Annotated in this window: 19 protein-coding genes and 1 pseudogene; 7 read left to right on the plus strand and 13 right to left on the minus strand. The window is 32.3% G+C overall.

Going from position 1 to position 16,017, the window contains the following annotated elements:
* The 10 genes and pseudogenes from FYJ81_RS12055 to FYJ81_RS12100 all read right to left on the minus strand — a co-directional run.
* Positions 1 to 279: pseudogene (locus tag FYJ81_RS12055) on the minus strand (hypothetical protein); the annotation flags it as partial.
* 311 nt (positions 280 to 590) lie between these two features.
* A complete protein-coding gene (locus tag FYJ81_RS12065) occupies positions 591 to 932 on the minus strand; it encodes a pathogenicity island protein (RefSeq protein WP_069795035.1) in 342 nt (113 codons plus the stop codon).
* A 286-nt stretch (positions 933 to 1,218) separates the two neighbouring features.
* The gene (locus FYJ81_RS12070) at positions 1,219 to 2,673 is read right to left on the minus strand and encodes a virulence-associated E family protein (protein WP_154409688.1); all 1,455 of its coding nucleotides are present in this window, start codon (positions 2,671 to 2,673) and stop codon (positions 1,219 to 1,221) included.
* Between the two features lie 15 nt (positions 2,674 to 2,688).
* Positions 2,689 to 3,588 carry a primase alpha helix C-terminal domain-containing protein gene (locus FYJ81_RS12075; RefSeq protein WP_154409689.1) on the minus strand — a complete coding sequence of 300 codons (900 nt, stop codon included), beginning with the start codon at positions 3,586 to 3,588 and terminating at the stop codon, positions 2,689 to 2,691.
* 61 nt (positions 3,589 to 3,649) lie between these two features.
* Positions 3,650 to 3,955 (minus strand): type II toxin-antitoxin system toxin TscT, encoded by a 306-nt coding sequence (gene tscT, locus FYJ81_RS12080; protein ID WP_154409690.1) that lies wholly within the window; start codon positions 3,953 to 3,955, stop codon positions 3,650 to 3,652.
* Between the two features lie 11 nt (positions 3,956 to 3,966).
* Positions 3,967 to 4,398 (minus strand): hypothetical protein, encoded by a 432-nt coding sequence (locus FYJ81_RS12085; RefSeq protein WP_154409691.1) that lies wholly within the window; start codon positions 4,396 to 4,398, stop codon positions 3,967 to 3,969.
* A 1-nt stretch (position 4,399) separates the two neighbouring features.
* Positions 4,400 to 4,759: a pathogenicity island protein gene (locus FYJ81_RS12090; RefSeq protein WP_154409692.1), complete on the minus strand. Its 360-nt coding sequence runs from the start codon at positions 4,757 to 4,759 to the stop codon at positions 4,400 to 4,402.
* Positions 4,760 to 4,900 carry a hypothetical protein gene (locus FYJ81_RS13055; protein ID WP_192958343.1) on the minus strand — a complete coding sequence of 47 codons (141 nt, stop codon included), beginning with the start codon at positions 4,898 to 4,900 and terminating at the stop codon, positions 4,760 to 4,762.
* Complete coding sequence (locus FYJ81_RS12095) at positions 4,897 to 5,199, minus strand: helix-turn-helix domain-containing protein (protein WP_154409693.1); 303 nt, start codon at positions 5,197 to 5,199, stop codon at positions 4,897 to 4,899. Before FYJ81_RS12095 ends, FYJ81_RS13055 begins: the two co-directional genes overlap by 4 nt.
* A 3-nt stretch (positions 5,200 to 5,202) precedes the next feature.
* Positions 5,203 to 5,415, minus strand: a complete 213-nt coding sequence (locus FYJ81_RS12100; protein ID WP_154409694.1) for a helix-turn-helix domain-containing protein — start codon at positions 5,413 to 5,415, stop codon at positions 5,203 to 5,205.
* Between the two features lie 173 nt (positions 5,416 to 5,588).
* Here FYJ81_RS12100 and FYJ81_RS12105 point away from each other — a divergent pair, with 173 nt between their 5' ends.
* Complete coding sequence (locus FYJ81_RS12105; protein ID WP_154409695.1) at positions 5,589 to 6,224, plus strand: helix-turn-helix domain-containing protein; 636 nt, start codon at positions 5,589 to 5,591, stop codon at positions 6,222 to 6,224.
* 10 nt (positions 6,225 to 6,234) lie between these two features.
* Positions 6,235 to 7,404 (plus strand): site-specific integrase, encoded by a 1,170-nt coding sequence (locus FYJ81_RS12110; RefSeq protein ID WP_154409696.1) that lies wholly within the window; start codon positions 6,235 to 6,237, stop codon positions 7,402 to 7,404.
* Between the two features lie 68 nt (positions 7,405 to 7,472).
* Here the strand turns inward: FYJ81_RS12110 and groL are convergent, their stop codons facing one another.
* Together groL and groES are read right to left on the minus strand one after the other, a co-directional pair.
* On the minus strand, positions 7,473 to 9,095 hold the full coding sequence (gene groL, locus FYJ81_RS12115; RefSeq protein ID WP_064264596.1) for a chaperonin GroEL: 1,623 nt from the start codon (positions 9,093 to 9,095) through the stop codon (positions 7,473 to 7,475).
* Between the two features lie 48 nt (positions 9,096 to 9,143).
* Positions 9,144 to 9,428, minus strand: coding sequence for a co-chaperone GroES (groES, locus tag FYJ81_RS12120; protein ID WP_019469562.1), 285 nt, complete (start codon positions 9,426 to 9,428; stop codon positions 9,144 to 9,146).
* A 176-nt stretch (positions 9,429 to 9,604) separates the two neighbouring features.
* On the opposite strand from groES, the gene mroQ reads away from it, so the two are divergent.
* Entirely contained in the window at positions 9,605 to 10,348 is a 744-nt protein-coding gene (gene mroQ, locus FYJ81_RS12125; RefSeq protein WP_064264595.1) for an intramembrane glutamic endopeptidase MroQ, read from the plus strand.
* Between the two features lie 80 nt (positions 10,349 to 10,428).
* Here the strand turns inward: mroQ and FYJ81_RS12130 are convergent, their stop codons facing one another.
* Positions 10,429 to 12,705, minus strand: a complete 2,277-nt coding sequence (locus FYJ81_RS12130; RefSeq protein WP_154409697.1) for an SdrH family protein — start codon at positions 12,703 to 12,705, stop codon at positions 10,429 to 10,431.
* Between the two features lie 193 nt (positions 12,706 to 12,898).
* On the opposite strand from FYJ81_RS12130, the gene FYJ81_RS12135 reads away from it, so the two are divergent.
* The 4 genes from FYJ81_RS12135 to agrD all read left to right on the plus strand — a co-directional run bounded on the left by FYJ81_RS12135 (position 12,899) and on the right by agrD (position 15,990).
* Positions 12,899 to 13,528, plus strand: a complete 630-nt coding sequence (locus tag FYJ81_RS12135) for a nitroreductase family protein (protein ID WP_107505336.1) — start codon at positions 12,899 to 12,901, stop codon at positions 13,526 to 13,528.
* Between the two features lie 228 nt (positions 13,529 to 13,756).
* Positions 13,757 to 14,542 (plus strand): carbon-nitrogen family hydrolase, encoded by a 786-nt coding sequence (locus FYJ81_RS12140; protein WP_064264466.1) that lies wholly within the window; start codon positions 13,757 to 13,759, stop codon positions 14,540 to 14,542.
* A gap of 738 nt (positions 14,543 to 15,280) precedes the next feature.
* Complete coding sequence (locus FYJ81_RS12145) at positions 15,281 to 15,850, plus strand: accessory gene regulator AgrB (RefSeq protein WP_107386671.1); 570 nt, start codon at positions 15,281 to 15,283, stop codon at positions 15,848 to 15,850.
* A 2-nt stretch (positions 15,851 to 15,852) separates the two neighbouring features.
* Complete coding sequence (gene agrD, locus FYJ81_RS12150; RefSeq protein WP_064264468.1) at positions 15,853 to 15,990, plus strand: cyclic lactone autoinducer peptide AgrD; 138 nt, start codon at positions 15,853 to 15,855, stop codon at positions 15,988 to 15,990.
* Positions 15,991 to 16,017 lie beyond the last annotated feature (27 nt).

The following is a 16,017-nucleotide window of genomic DNA, read 5'->3' on the forward strand; positions in this document are numbered from 1 at the left end:
GAACTGGTCAAATTCTTCTTCAGTTACTTTATAATCTGATGAGTTAAGTTGTTCGTCGACTTCGATTAATTCTTGTTCTAAATCTGATTGTAGACTTTTTAATTTTGTTGCTTCTGCAAATTCATCATTATTTTGATAATGTGTAATTTTACTATTAATCTGTTTAATACGATTTGTTAGCTGATGGTACTTCTGTTTAACCTCTTTTGCCTTAACACCCTTATTATAGATTTGATTATCAAAGATATTGATTGTATTATCTTGTACTGTTTTTACCATAATTAAATGCCTTCTTTCGTTTTTGATTTATTATTCGCTTTATTGCACTAAAGTCTTTCTTATTTCTAGTATGCTTTCTTACCAATGAACTAATATATTTATCCGATACATTGTTTACATTTGCAGGAAGTGTCATCATAATTTTATAAGCAATATTTTGGTGATTCAGCTCATCACCTCTTATATGAATTTATACTCATTTTGTGTATTTTGAATATACTTATATTATACCATAAAAATGCCTTAAAACATGGTACGACTGGCTTAAAAGCGCTTTTTGCGATGTTTTTTATAGCATTTTTTTACATATTTTATAAAGTGGAAAAAGCTACTGGTAGCCAATGTGGTTTTTTAGTGCCAGCTCTTTTAGGAATTGGTAAATTTATGCTTTTACCATCAATTAGATAATATAAAGGCTGACATGCATCCATATATATTTTTTCTTCAGCCATTAATTCCGTAACAACCTCAATAGCTTCTTTATTCCAATTGATCCATAATATAAGTGTTTCATTATTTGTACCAGTTAAAGTTAGATCACCTTCATAATTGAAACCATGTTCTTCAAAGACCCTTTCAATTTCTACAAATGATGTTTCTTCATGGCCATCTATATATTCCAATAATTTTTGTTTAATATTATCTTTTGTCATTTTTTGACCTCCTAGTGTTTGGTGTTCTATTTTACTTACCATGTCACACTTTATGGAACGCTGATAAACCTACTCTCCCATGCTTTTAACATTAAGTGTTCCAATGTTCCACTGTTTTTGCTTCATACTTATAGAAAATTTAAATACTTTTTTAAAAGTTTAGATTATAATTATTGGAACACCGGAACACTAATAGCATGGCAATTACTCTCCCAATGGTTTAAAGGTGTTCCAATAGTGTGCCATTGGTGTTCCAACGTTCCAAATTACTATTAATGTTTACTTTTTAAGCCTTTAAATCTTTAATATATGATGTCATATCCACTTCAAAGCCCCATTGTAACCCTATACTTTCACCAAATCTTCTACGTTTTTTTGATTGCCCACAATAACGTGAATTTCTTAGAGCCTCATCAATTTTTCTTAAGTTATGTGGCTGTGGTTGATCGTCTCTTTGCATCATGACACGCCAAATTTCTAGAGCACATACTTTATCACGCCATTCATAAGCGCCAGGTTTGCTATTTGGTAATTCAATTAACTTTCCATCGCCATATAATTTAATTAGATCAACATCAATTACATCATGCGTACATATTCTTTTATCCATTAAATCCCTAGACCAATAATCAGATGGTAGGGGACGTTCTAGAAAATCTTCTACTTCTCCAACAAGCGCATCTTTTTCAGCATGTTCATTTTGCATTTGTAAAGCAACTTTATCTGCCTCTTTATCAAGAAGTAATATCTCTTCTGTTGGATTCTCGTCGAAATAAGCTTTTGCTTCAGCGTATATTTGTTGAACTATATTCTCTGTCAATTCATCGAACGGACTTTTAGTTACTTTGGTTTCATTTGTAGTTACTGGCCAAAATCTTCGGTTCCCTGTTTTATCTTTTAAAAATTCATAATTGTTAGTTGTACCTATAAATACACATTGCCTAGGATGACGCTCAACTCTTTTTCCATAAGATGGGCGATAAACATCTATAATAGCAGTAACAAAACTTTTTATTTCTTCTATTGTAGAACTTTGAAATGCTGATAATTCTTCAATTTCTACAATCCAAGAGCCCTGTACTTTTTTTAGCGCTTCATCACCTTTGAAACTTTTAAGCGATTGATTATACCAACTATTACCCATTTTTTTAGCAACAGTAGACTTACCAATCCCCTGGCCCCCATATAAAACCGTCATAGTATCGAATTTAATTCCAGGCTTATAAACTCGAGCTACTGCCCCCATCACCCACTTTTTAGCAACTTCTCTATTATAGTGAGTGTCATCAGCACCTAAATAATCTATAAATAAAGTTTCAACTCTTTTGATTCCATCCCACTGCTTAGATTCTATAAATGATTTAATTGGATGAAATTTGTGTTGGTAAGCTTCTTTTTCTATAACCTCATCTAGGATGTCGGTACTAAATTGGATGTTGTAACATTTATCAATGTATGATTTAACATGTATTGTGTCTAAATCCCCCCAATAGTAATTGGTATCGTCATTTGATCTCCATTGAGGTAACCGTTTTAATTTTGTTACTTTTTCAAAAGTATCATATTGAAGCATATCTTTTAGATACTCATCGTTTTGCAAAATCAATTCACCGTTTGTAGTAGATTTTTTATATGCGCCTGTAGTGGGAGAAATTCTTAATTTACTTTTCCAATGGTCACTATTTGTTAAATATTTTTTTTCATCAATAATTTCTAATACTTCATTATTTGATACTTCCAAATAGAAGCCTCCTCTCTAGTTACTTTTACTATCTTTTTTCAAAATGGATTTAAAAGTTTTATTGACTTCCCCCTGCTCTAAAGGAGGTTGGCACATCTGCGCCCATGCACTTACTAATCCATATATAAGGTTTGCGTCTACATATCTGCGTAATAAATAACCAATTAAAGATGCCAACACTTGATTACGTTCACCTTCACCCACGCCAAATGCAATATTACGCCAATAAGATGAATCACGTTTTTTATACTGGTTTGAGTAATTGGTGGTGATCGGATTGTCTTTTTGAGAGTTATCGAGATTTCTCGACATTTTAACTAATTCTTCAATCGTTATCGCAGGCGCATCATTGTATCTAAAAATGTATACTGCATCTTTATCATTTTTTACTGGTAGCGCCATAGCTTGCGATGGTACGAAACTTGCTTTGTCTACTTTATGACCGATATGATTTGCTAATTCTCTACTATATTTGCGATAGTCATCTGCACTCACAGGCCCATTTAAAGGCACCATCAAGCGTATTCTGGGTTTTTCGGTGGTATGTGAGTGTGTGGTGTGAAATGCCCATGAGTGGCCTTCTAATTGCTTAGAAATCGCTTTGTGTAACGAATTGAAGTCCTGCTCACGTATTTCATCATAATCAAGTGCAATTACTGAACGATTAATAATATTGTCGTCTTTACGGTACTTAGGAATTGTTTCATCGTCTTTCACTTCATCTTCAACATCACCATAAAGCACTAAACCACGTTTATATTTGTCTGAATTATTCATTGGTATTTGTAATTTATTCAGCCAATCAGACCATTTCCACGTATTAAATTGTCTAAAAGAGTTGGCGTAAAGATTATCGTATTGTATAATAGAGATAGCAAAATCATTATCCAATTCTATTTTTTTGAAAAAGTTCATGTCACGAACTCCTTTCTATATAAGAGGCAATCTTATTGTATTGCCTCTTGTATTTTTATTCTTATGCGTTATCAGATTCTGTCGCCAAACATTCTTCTGATGACGCTTTTTCTATGTCTAACGCTTTAAATTCTTTAATTAGATCATCGAATCGTTGTAAGTAAATTTGCATTAACTCGGTTGTATGTTCATGTTGTATACGAGATTCGTTATAACCAATTGCGTAAGTCATCATTTCCTCTTTAGTTGTTAAATCTCTTTTAGTAAACATTTCATCACCATGCCACACATGGGTCGTTATCACGTCATCAATTTTTTCTTTCAATAATTCAAATTCGCATATTAAATCTTTCTGATTCCAATTCATCGTAAAACTCCTTATTTATAAAAATTAATGTAATTTGGTCTGTTTTTCTCAATCGCTTTGATTAGCTTTTCAATTTCTAGCTTAGCAAGATAGAGGTTGTTTAAGTCGTCTTCTCGAGAGAAGTAACTGATTTCATTAGCCATATCATAATTCTTAACTCGCATTTTCTTTAATATGTTTGTTGAATATACTGACATTTGAATCATCGTTTCAAAATCTTGGATCATATCAAGAATGTCTAATTCGCCAATATATTTGTCATTAACGTCTTGAGATTTCATATATTCTTGAATAAGTTGCATTTCATGTACTTCTCTATCATCTTTACTCAATTTTCTATTATTAATACGTTCATTTATGAGCATGAGTGCAATTTCTCTACCATATTTACTTTTAAATTCTCTAACTATTTCTATTTGTGGGCTGTTTTCATGGTTTGTCATCTTATTCAACCTCCAAAAATCTCACAAAATTTTCCATTTCTTCGATAGCTATTTTTAATTCTTCAATATCGTCTTTGGTAATAAAATGACGTACGTTAGAATCCTCATAATTTATAGGAAAGTCTGTAAAAATTTCTATCGCCTGCACAAGCTCACTATAATTTCTATAATCATCAAGGATTTCTGAAATTTCATCCTTATTCAAATTAGGGTATGCCCTACTTATAATTGACGCATCTTTATCACGGCGTTTGTTTAATAGTTCTGTCATTTTTTTAGCGTGTTTCTTACCTTTAAAAATACGATCTTCACTCACTGCATTTTTTATATTTTTATAATCCTGTTTAGTTAATTTTTTCATTTATAATTCCTCCAAATTTTCTAATTTAAGTCCGTATGCTGTTGCGACAATAAATAGTGAAAAGGCCACAAAAATATCTGCTGCTATACCAATTAATACAGTTAGTATTGATAGCATTGAAATGTATATTAGGTATTTCATAAAAACACCTTCTTCAAACTTTTCAAATCATTATTAGTAATATCCATTTGCGAAGTTATTTGATTCATAAATTCATCAACATCTGATTTCTTGAATCTATAAGTACTACCTACTCTGTAATAGCGCATTCCATTTTTAATTAGTAAATCTTCTATAGTAGGCTTAGACAAATTAAGGTATTCTGATAATTCTTTGTAAGTCATAAAGTATTTCTCTTTTGCCAATTCTTCGATGTGCTTATCAATAGCATGTTGCATCATCTCACGAGCTTCATCTTCATTAATATCGATACTGAACATTTATTATGCCTCCTTAATTACGTTATCAATTCCAAAAAAGTCATTAGGGGTAATTTCAAGATAATTACAAATTTTCATAATAGTAGATGTATCAGGATTCTTTGTCCTCTCGTAATACAAACCATATAAAGTTGTTTTAGCTATACCAGTATTTTCAAATACTTCTGAGATATTAAGTTTTTTTCTAGCTAATATAACCCTAAATTGATTATTCATTTTCCTCACTCCTTTATAACAGATGTTTGTTATATTTTTTTGATATCTGTTATAAATAGTATACTAAACTACTAAATACCAAATGTCAAACATCACTAATATATTAGTTTGTACTGTTAATTTTTAGTGAGTTATAGTATGATACGAATATAATAATAAGTGGAGGTTACATAATGATACAAAGTAGATTATCAGTACTTATGGCTGAAAGAGGATTAAAAATTTCTGATATATATGAAGAAACAGGTATTTCTAAAACTACATTAATGGCCGTATCTGAAAACACCGGGAAAGGTGTACAATTCGATACAGTTGATAAATTATGTAATTTTCTGGGTGTAACACCTTGCGAATTCTTTGAATATTCACCTTATTTAATTAATTATAAAATGATAAATAGTGAAAAAAACAAAGATGTTTTAAAGTCTTTTGAAGTTACTATTAAAAACCAAAATTATGAAAAAGACTTTTATATAGATATAAACGTGTATTCTGGAAATTCTTACGATATACCTGTAAAAACTGGCGATTTTGACTGGTACTTATCTGTGCAACTGGAATCATCTGAACATTATACCGATAGTGAATTTTTTGGTTTTGTAGACAATTTAAGTATTTCTTTTAGAACTGAATTTATAAATAAACTGATAACTGGTGTAAAAAATCAATTAAAAGATATCTTGGATATGGATGCAAAAATAGAAACCATAGAAAGAGATCAAGTTTCACTGAAGAAGAATGATTATATCGCTTTGAAATTATTTGAAGATAGTAAATTTGAAACACTGAAAAAATTTCATATTAAATAAAGGTGATTAAATGGCAAACTTTGAAAAACGTGGCAACAACTGGCGTTATCGTATATCACTAGGTAAAAATCCTAACACTGGTAAATATGAATATATATCTAAATCGGGTTTTGCTCGTAAATCTGATGCTAAGAATCACGCTGAAATGGTTGAAAGACAAATAAGAAATGGTGAGTATATCGCACCTTCCACTCATACATTTAACTTTGTAGCTGATGAATGGATAAATCATTATAGTAGAGATGCAAAAGTAAGTAGTGTGAGAGCACGTGAGAAGGCTATATACCATGCTAAAGAGCTATTTGGTAATAGAAGTATACAAACAATAACTAAGCGTGATTATCAAGCATTTGTGGACGATATAAGCACTAGATTCAGTAAAAATTATGTAGATAGTATTATAAGCTCGACCAACCTTATATTTAAGTATGCGTTAGATATGAAGATAATTGCTAAGTCACCTATTGAGGGAATAAAAAGAGCCAAATTTAAGCCTACTGTTGAGGATTTGGAACAGAATAACATACAACAAAAGTTTCTTGAAAAAGATGAATTATTTGAGTTTCTATGCGTTGCTAAGCACCACCACAAGCCACTGAATAGCTTTGAATTATTTACCTTCCTTTCATATTCTGGTATGCGTGCTGGTGAAGTATTAGCGCTTAAATGGTCTGATATCAACTTTGAAGAATGCACAGTGAGTATCACAAAGACTTATTACAATCCGAATAATAACAAGAAAAATTATCAAATACTCACACCCAAAACAGAATCATCTATCGGTAAAATTTCAATAGATCCTAACGTTATTAAGTTACTTCAGGATTATAAAGTAAATGTGCAAGATAAATGGAAAAATGAGTTATACGTGGATAATGATTTCATCTTCACAGATAATAACGGTTACCCACTTGTTATAAAAAAACTCTCACAATGGATACAGTCGATTATGTCCATGACTGATATTGATAAGAACATCACGACGCACTCGTTCAGATATACTCACTGCAGCCTTTTAATAGAAGCTGGTGTGCATATTAAAGAAATTCAAGAACGTTTACGTCACAAGGATATTCAGACGACTATGAATATTTACGCAGGCATTACAAAATCATACAAAAAAGACGCTTCCCAAAGATTTAGTAATCTCATGGAAAACGTCAGTAAAGAATTATTTTAAAATTTCTATGACTAAATTATGACCATTGAGCGAACGATATACCACCATATCAACGTTATATGGTCTTTTTACATCATACCTGGCATACCGCCCATACCTGGTTGTGGGTCATTGTTATTTTCTTCAGGAATATTGGCTACGACTGCTTCAGTTGTTAAGAACATTGCTGCAACACTTGCTGCGTGTTGAAGCGAAGAGCGTGTTACTTTAGTTGGGTCTACGATACCAGCTTCAAGCATATTTACCCATTCATTAGTAGCCGCATTAAAGCCAACGCCAACTTCTGAATTTTTAAGTCTTTCAACTATAATTGAGCCTTCTAAACCAGCATTCTCTGCTATTTGACGTACAGGAGCTTCTAAAGCTTTTAAGACAATATTAACCCCAGTAGCTACATCGTCTTCAGCTTCAATTTTCGATACTTTATCAAAAATGTTCATAAATGCTGTGCCACCGCCTGCTACGATGCCTTCTTCAACAGCAGCTCTTGTAGAATTTAAAGCATCTTCAATACGTAATTTACGTTCTTTTAATTCTGTTTCACTTGCAGCACCAACTTTAATTACTGCAACACCGCCTGCTAATTTTGCTAAACGTTCTTGTAATTTTTCTCTATCAAAATCAGAATCAGTTTCTTCAATTTGTGATTTGATTTGACTTACTCTTGCATCGATATTGTTTTGATCACCATCACCATCGACAACTGTAGTATTGTCTTTAGTAATTTCAGCTTTGTTAGCAGTACCAAGCATATCAATTGATGCATCTTTAAGTTCTAGGCCTAAATCGTCAGTAATCACTTGTGCACCTGTTAAAATTGCTAAATCTTCTAACATAGCTTTACGACGATCACCAAATCCAGGCGCTTTTACTGCTACTGCTGTGAATGTACCACGCATACGGTTTAAGACTATATTTGTTAATGCGTCACCTTCAACGTCATCAGCTACAATTAAAATTGGACGATTAGCTTGAACCACTTGTTCTAATAACGGTAAAATATCTTGGAAAGATGAAATCTTTTTATCTGTAATTAAAATATACGGTCTTTCTAACTCTGCAACCATCTTATCTGAATCTGTGACCATATATGGAGATTGATAACCTCTGTCGAATTGCATACCCTCTACAACTTCTAATTCAGTATTAAAGCCACTTGACTCTTCAATTGTAATAACACCGTCATTTCCAACTTTTTCCATTGCTTCAGAAATATATTTACCAATTTCTTCATCAGCTGCTGAAATAGAACCAACTTGAGCGATTTCATTTTTATTATCTACATTTTGTGAAATTTCATGTAAAGCTTCAATCGCTACTTCTACAGCTTTGTCGATACCTTGACGTAATCCAACTGGATTAGCACCACTTGTAACATTTTTTAAACCTTCTTGAATCATTGCTTGTGCTAATACAGTAGCTGTTGTTGTACCATCACCAGCGATTTCATTTGTTTTATTTGCTACTTCTTGTACTAATTTAGCACCCATATTTTCATAAGGATCTTCTAATTCAATTTCTTTTGCAATCGTTACACCATCATTAGTAATTAATGGTGAAGTGTACTCTTTATCTAATACAACATTACGCCCTTTAGGACCAATTGTAACTTTAACAGCATTTGCTAATTTATCTACACCTCTTAGCATAGATTGACGTGCATCTTCAGAGAATTTTAAATCTTTAGCCATATTTCTTAACCTCCATGTTGTTAGTATGATTTATCGTTTTATAATTTATTATTCAATAATTGCTAAAATATCATCTTCGTTAAGGATTAAATATGTTTCGTCTCCACGTTTAACTTCTGTGCCAGCATATTGTTGAAAAACAACGTTATCGCCTTCGTTCACTTCAGGAGCAACTCGAGAACCATCTTTTAAAATACGTCCTGCACCTACTGCAATTATCGTACCTTCATTTGACTTCTCTTTAGCGCTATCTGTTAATACAATACCACTTTTTGTTGTTTGCTCTTGTTCTATTTTTTGAATAATTACTCGGTTACCTAATGGTTTTAACATTGATTGTTCCTCCTTAGAATTAGAAATCTTTAGCACTTCATTACCTTGAGTGCTAATCTAATTTCTATAATAATCAAAGTTGGTCAACATTTCAAGTTAAAACCATCGTTGTATATTTTGTGTGTGACGATAATTTACGATAAAATAAGATATAAACTATTTTTTGGAGGTTCATTATGTCTCGTTTGTGGGTATCCATATTGACATTAATTATTTATGGTCTAGCGCAATATGGTGTTATATTTTTACATATGGCAGGTTTTTTCAACAATTTAAGTGGTAAATCGTTAATGTTTACCAATATTTATACACAAGTTATTTTATTTATAATCGCATCAATCATTATCATTATAATCAATAATTTCATTGCTAATCCAACACAATTAGAACAACGAACAAAAGAAAAGAAACGCTACGCAATATTATGGGCGCTCGTTGGATATGTTTGTGTTATGGTCTATCAAATTATTGCTAATTTAATTAATATGTTCGTATTAGGTGGTCCACAATCAAGTCCAAATACTGAAAGGTTAATGAAAGTAGCTCAGGATATTCCCGTCTTCATTATTTTAATTTCAGTCGTAGGTCCAATCCTCGAGGAATATGTATTTAGAAAAGTTATTTTTGGTGAGTTATATCAACTTATGAAAGGTAATAAAACCCTAAAATTCATAGTAGCTTCAGTAGTAAGTTCTATTATATTTAGTGCTGCACATGGTGATCCAGCCTTCTTCATCATTTACTTTGGTATGGGAATGATTTTTTCAGGGTTATACGCTTTTACAAAACGCATATGGGTACCTATTGCTGTACATATGATGCAAAATGGTTTTGTGGTAATAATTCAAGTTTTAATTGGCCCAGAAAAAATAAAAGAATTACAAGAAACTACTTCTTTTATTTTCAGTCTTATTATTTAACAAATTTGGAAATAACTTCTATGCTCAAAATAAAGGACTAATCCATACTATTGAATGGATTAGTCCTTTTTATATTTCAATTATTCATTATTTTTATTTTTACGATGAACAAAGTAACCAACTACGACACCAATAAATATCATAAAAATAGCTGTTATTAAAGCGAATAAAGTACGTTCAAATTTTATATCGATAGTATTTTTTGAATTTTTGTCTGCAGTTTCAGTCATTTCTTCATCGCTGCTAGAGTGATACTCATATTTACTTGAAGCACTTTCCGTTTTTGGATTTTTTAAATCTGGCATTGATCCAATTTCACCAGTAATCAAAGCTAATACTTGATTATCCAAATTTTGATAATAATCTTGTGATTTCAAAGGATTAAAATACTGAAATTTAAAATAATTCGTTCCTTTCTGTAACTCATTTAAAAAAGCATTATCATCAAATCGTTGTGGTCTAAGAATGGATAAAATATCTCTGTTAGAGATTTTTTGTTCACCATTATTTAATTGTTTTACTTGGTTTACGACAAAAGGATTATATTTAAACGAACCGGTAGACATTTGATTAAATCTATTTAAAATTTGACGATCACTATTTGTACTGCTCGACGTTTGACTTGTATCTTGTTTAACTGACAAGTCTCCATAATTTATTTCATTTTGATTTTTGTTTGGTTGCGTATTTTCACTTGGTCTTTTTAAGTTTGGTCGTGTAGGATTTGAAGGTTTGACTGGTTGTGTTGGCTGATACGCATCGCCATTACCACTTCTATGGTTTCCATTACTTGGTTTATTTGGGTAATGTGTTTGTGGAGGTGTCAAATTCGGTCGGTCTGGATTTGTCGGTACGCCTGTTCCTCCATTGGAACCAGATGTACTTCCTTCACTTGGATTATCTGGTTTTGATGACGTGCCTCCCCCATCATTAGGTCGATCAGGAGTCGTCGGTACACCTGTTCCTCCATTTGAACCAGATGTATCTCCATTACTTGGTTTGTCTGGTTTTGGCGACGTGCCTCCACCTCCATTTGGTCGGCCTGGGTTCGTTGGTTCGTCTGTTCCTCCATTTGAACCAGATGTATCTCCATTACTTGGTTTGTCTGGTTTTGGCGGCGTGCCTCCACCTCCATTTGGTCGGCCTGGGTTCGTTGGTTCGTCTGTCCCTTCATTTGTACCAGAGTTATCTCCATCGTTTGGTTTGTCTGGTTTTGGCGGCGTGCCTCCACCTTCATTTGGTCGGTCTGGAGTCGTTGGTTCATCTGTCCCTTCATTTGCACCAGAATTATCTCCATCGTTTGGTTTGTCTGGTTTTGGCGGCGTGCCTCCACCTTCATCTGGTCGGTCTGGAGTCGTTGGTTCGTCTGTCCCTTCATTTGTACCAGAGTTATCTCCATCGTTTGAATCAGACGTGCCTTCATCACTTGATCCATCTGGTTCTGATGGTGTACTCTCATCATCTTCGTTTGGTTTGTCTGGTTTTGATGGCTCTCCTGTATTATCGTCTTCACTTGCATCAGACGTGTCTCCATCGCTTGGTTCGTCTGTCCCTTCATTTGTACCAGTGTTATCTCCATCATTTGAATCAGACGTATCTTCATCACTTGGTTCATCTGGTTCTGATGGTGTACTCTCATCTTCATTTGGTTGATCTGGTGTTGATGGCTCCTCTGTATTATCGTCTTCACTTGAACCTGATGTTTCTCCATCACTTGGATTGTCTGGTTCTGATGGCGTACTTTCATCTTCGTTTGGTTGATCTGGTGTTGATGGCTCTCCTGTATTATCGTCTTCACTTGCATCAGACGTGTCACCATCGCTTGGTTCATCTTTCCCTTCATTTGTACCAGAGTTATCTCCATCATTTGAATCAGACGTGTCTTCATCACTTGGATTGTCTGGTTCTGATGGTGTGCTTTCATCTTCGTTTGGTTCATCTGGTGTTGTTGGCTCTCCTGTATTATCGTCTTCACTTAAATCAGACGTGTCTCCATCGTTTGGTTCATCTGGTTGAACTGGTGTATCAGTACCTTCATTATTAAATACGTCATCGTCTACTGATTTTTCTTTTTCACCTGAATTTAATTTATCAGCTGACAACTCATTTTTTATTGTATTATTGTTTTCAACGTTAGTATCAAAATTTTCTTTACCATCTGTGCTATAAAGGTCGGAAATTGAAGGTACAAAATTTGAACGTCCCATGTCATCATTTCCAGCTAAAACATCTTTTGTATCAGTTGATATATTATTTTTTTGATCTTCAGCTGCCTGAATCGGTTTTGATAATAAAGAAGCACTTATAGCAAAAGCGAAGCTAGAAACTAATATTTTATTCATTTTATACCCTTTCATTTTCTCACCTCCATAGTAATAGACCTTATATTCATTATAATTATATTAGAAAGCTCACTTTTTTTCATTAAATAGATGGTTATTGAAAGGAAAAAGTAATAAATCTGAAATTTTTTGTAAAAAGCCTATTTACAAAATCTGATATAATTATTATACTAGATATATATTTTGAATTAATAAAGGAGCTACTATAATGGGATTATTCACTAAAAAATCAAAAGATTTAGATGCATTTCAAAAAGCAATAGAAACGAGACGTACAATTTATAGTTTAAATAAAGAAATTTCAATTTCTGATAAAGAAGTTGAAAATATAATTGAACATGCAATTAAACATGTACCCTCTTCATTTAACTCACAATCTACACGTATTGTTTTATTATTAAATGATAATCATGATAAATTCTGGGAAATCACAAAAGAAGAACTAAAAAATACAATGGGACCTGATCGCGATTTCCAACCTACCGCTGATAAAATTGATAATTTTAAACATTCATACGGTACAGTTTTATACTTTGAAGATGAAGAAGTCATCGAAAGTTTACAAAATCAAATGCCTAACTATGCAGAAAACTTTGCAATCTGGTCAAGCCAAACAAACGCCATGCATCAATTCGCTATTTGGACAGCACTAAGTACTGAAGGTATCGGTGCTTCATTACAACATTATAACCCACTTGTAGACGTAGCAGTCTCTGAAGCTTTTGATATTCCTAAAACTTGGAAACTTATGGCACAAATGCCTTTCGGTAATATTCGTGAAGAAGCTAGCGAAAAAGAATTTAATGATATAGATAAACGCTTCCTTATAAAAAAGTAAAAAATTAAATATCTACAGCATGACAAGATATTTTACATCCACCATCAAAAAACATAGACAAAAATAAATTTATTTATATACGTTTATATAACTATCATTATATGAGGCAAAGACTTTCATGTCTTCGCCTCTTTTTTATACTTGCTTTATAATACTATTAACCAAATTTTGAATTTTCTAAATATATTTAGTATATTTAGTCTAACACTAATACAAGGGGTGAAATTGATGAATATAGAAATCTTTCAACTTAAAATTGAACCAGCAAATGTTTCATTTAATGAAACAACCATTAAAAATTGGTTCTCTAATTATGTAACAACTGAAACAGATGTTGTTGTATTGCCAGAAATGTGGAATAACGGATATGCCTTACCCCAATTAAACAAACTAGCTGATCAACAGTTATCACGAAGTTTTGAATTTATTTCAAAATTAGCTATACAATATCAAGTAGATATTGTAGCAGGTTCTGTGTCTAATATTATGAAAGAAAATGTATATAACACTGCCTTTGCAGTATCGAAACAAGGCTATTTAATCAATAGTTACGATAAGGTACACCTCGTCCCGATGCTAGATGAGCCACTCTTTATGAGTCCAGGTAACGCTGTGCCTGAGCCTTTTTCACTTTCTAACGGAGTGAAAATTGCACAAATTATTTGTTATGACTTACGTTTTCCTGAAATATTACGTTATCCAGCACGTAAAGGTGCAGAAATCGCATTTTATGTAGCGCAGTGGCCAAGTGTTAGATTAGACCATTGGATTGCTTTACTAAAAGCACGTGCGATAGAAAATGATATGTTTGTCGTCGGTTGTAACACCTGTGGTGACGATGGTAAAACAGAATATGCTGGTAACTCAATGATTATTAATCCAAATGGTGAAATTATAGATCAACTCAATGACAAAGAAGGAAGATTAAGTTGTTCACTAAATTTAGATGAGGTTGCCAAACAACGTGAAGCAATACCAGTCTTTAAAAATTTGAGACCACACCTTTATAAATAAACATAAAAAAACCGTGAGCTTGGGAGAGACTCACGGTTTTTTGTAACTTATTATTAAGGGAATGTTTTATACAGTTATTTCTCTATCTATTTTTTGGGGATGTTATTAATTATGAAAAAAATTAGTGAATTTACCGATTAAAATGATAAATTGAATGATGTTTACGATAGCTTACATGTTTAAATTTTAAATTGTCTCTGTTATAGACAAAGTTAAAATAGATTTGATTTGAGACTGGGAAAGGTCTACAAATACAAATTTAAGGGATTTGCTTAACGTATTAAGCGAGTTGTGTACTAATCTAGTACTATTTTACGAAACCACTAGCTATTACTGAAAAGGTTCTTGTCACAACATCAGCCTCCTCTTGTCCGTATTCAAAGAAATGAAACCGACAACTAAACTTGTAACTCCAATAACTATACGAAGATACAGTTACAATTTAGTAAAGCCAATTAGACTCCTGCTCAAAAGCCTAATTAACATCTTCATTTAAACGGTTAAGTCTAAATAATTTTATCACTTCTTTGTGATACAAGTATATTAAACCATGGATTTCTAGAATTGCGTTTAATAATTCCTAACTCGTTATATTTCATACTTATTTGTTAAGAATTATATGTTAAAATTAAAAAGATAAGAAATTCAAACAGTTAGGAATATAAAACTTACAGTTAAGCAATGAGACGCCTAAAATATAATTAAAATTGTATAATACGGGTGAGGAGAGAATAGCCAATGGTAAAATTAATTGATAATAAAATTGATAGTCTTGTTAAACAACTTCAAATACACAATAGCCTAGATAATATTGAATATTTGAAAATGCGTTTAGGCATGCAAGTTGTAGTAAGTAACTTTTTTAAAGCAATTGTAATTTATGGCATTTCGATCCTTTGTAACCTGTTTTTATACACACTAACTGTACACTTATCATTTTTTGTAATTAGACATTTTGCACATGGTGCACATGCTAGAAGTTCTTTATTATGTTATTTAGAAAGTCTTTTTTTCTTTGTTTTACTTCCTTGGATAGTCGGGTATATGAAAGTACCGTCTTTAATAATGTACACTTTATCTTTAATGGGATTAATTTTAATTATAATTTATGCACCATCTGCGACTAAAAAGCAACCTATTCCACAACGACTTAGAAAAGGAAAAAAAATCAAAGCTATCATTGTAACTTTATTTTTATTAATTATTTCTGTATTTTTAAATGAACCATATCAACAACTAATGTTGCTTGGTATAACTATTATTTCAATTTTACAAGTTCCAATATTTTTCCCTAAGGAGGATTATTAATTATGAATTTTTTCGAATCAATTATAACCGTTTTTGCTAAGTTCTTTGCTTTTATTGGCACAATCTCTAGTGTTAAACCTTGTACAGGATTTGTTGACGAACCTGAAATTCCTAAAGAATTAACAGATTTATACAAATAAAATAATAGTTACTTAGAAAGTGTGTAT

It is taken from the genome of Staphylococcus sp. McC-251-APC-3A2 (assembly GCF_009695665.1).
Taxonomy (GTDB): Bacteria; Bacillota; Bacilli; order Staphylococcales; family Staphylococcaceae; genus Staphylococcus; species Staphylococcus cohnii.

What these genes read in the sequence shown, in the direction of transcription:
- tscT (WP_154409690.1), bottom strand. Translation starts at nt 3,955, where the DNA reads ATGAATTGGAATCAGAAAGATTTAATATGCGAATTTGAATTATTGAAA.
- FYJ81_RS12075 (WP_154409689.1), bottom strand. Translation starts at nt 3,588, where the DNA reads ATGAACTTTTTCAAAAAAATAGAATTGGATAATGATTTTGCTATCTCT.
- FYJ81_RS12135 (WP_107505336.1), top strand. Translation starts at nt 12,899, where the DNA reads ATGGGATTATTCACTAAAAAATCAAAAGATTTAGATGCATTTCAAAAA.
- groES (WP_019469562.1), bottom strand. Translation starts at nt 9,428, where the DNA reads ATGTTAAAACCATTAGGTAACCGAGTAATTATTCAAAAAATAGAACAA.
- FYJ81_RS12110 (WP_154409696.1), top strand. Translation starts at nt 6,235, where the DNA reads ATGGCAAACTTTGAAAAACGTGGCAACAACTGGCGTTATCGTATATCA.
- FYJ81_RS12095 (WP_154409693.1), bottom strand. Translation starts at nt 5,199, where the DNA reads ATGTTCAGTATCGATATTAATGAAGATGAAGCTCGTGAGATGATGCAA.
- FYJ81_RS12090 (WP_154409692.1), bottom strand. Translation starts at nt 4,759, where the DNA reads ATGAAAAAATTAACTAAACAGGATTATAAAAATATAAAAAATGCAGTG.
- FYJ81_RS12145 (WP_107386671.1), top strand. Translation starts at nt 15,281, where the DNA reads ATGGTAAAATTAATTGATAATAAAATTGATAGTCTTGTTAAACAACTT.
- FYJ81_RS12105 (WP_154409695.1), top strand. Translation starts at nt 5,589, where the DNA reads ATGATACAAAGTAGATTATCAGTACTTATGGCTGAAAGAGGATTAAAA.
- FYJ81_RS12130 (WP_154409697.1), bottom strand. Translation starts at nt 12,705, where the DNA reads ATGAAAGGGTATAAAATGAATAAAATATTAGTTTCTAGCTTCGCTTTT.
- groL (WP_064264596.1), bottom strand. Translation starts at nt 9,095, where the DNA reads ATGGCTAAAGATTTAAAATTCTCTGAAGATGCACGTCAATCTATGCTA.
- FYJ81_RS12140 (WP_064264466.1), top strand. Translation starts at nt 13,757, where the DNA reads ATGAATATAGAAATCTTTCAACTTAAAATTGAACCAGCAAATGTTTCA.
- FYJ81_RS13055 (WP_192958343.1), bottom strand. Translation starts at nt 4,900, where the DNA reads ATGAAATACCTAATATACATTTCAATGCTATCAATACTAACTGTATTA.
- FYJ81_RS12065 (WP_069795035.1), bottom strand. Translation starts at nt 932, where the DNA reads ATGACAAAAGATAATATTAAACAAAAATTATTGGAATATATAGATGGC.
- agrD (WP_064264468.1), top strand. Translation starts at nt 15,853, where the DNA reads ATGAATTTTTTCGAATCAATTATAACCGTTTTTGCTAAGTTCTTTGCT.
- mroQ (WP_064264595.1), top strand. Translation starts at nt 9,605, where the DNA reads ATGTCTCGTTTGTGGGTATCCATATTGACATTAATTATTTATGGTCTA.
- FYJ81_RS12085 (WP_154409691.1), bottom strand. Translation starts at nt 4,398, where the DNA reads ATGACAAACCATGAAAACAGCCCACAAATAGAAATAGTTAGAGAATTT.
- FYJ81_RS12100 (WP_154409694.1), bottom strand. Translation starts at nt 5,415, where the DNA reads ATGAATAATCAATTTAGGGTTATATTAGCTAGAAAAAAACTTAATATC.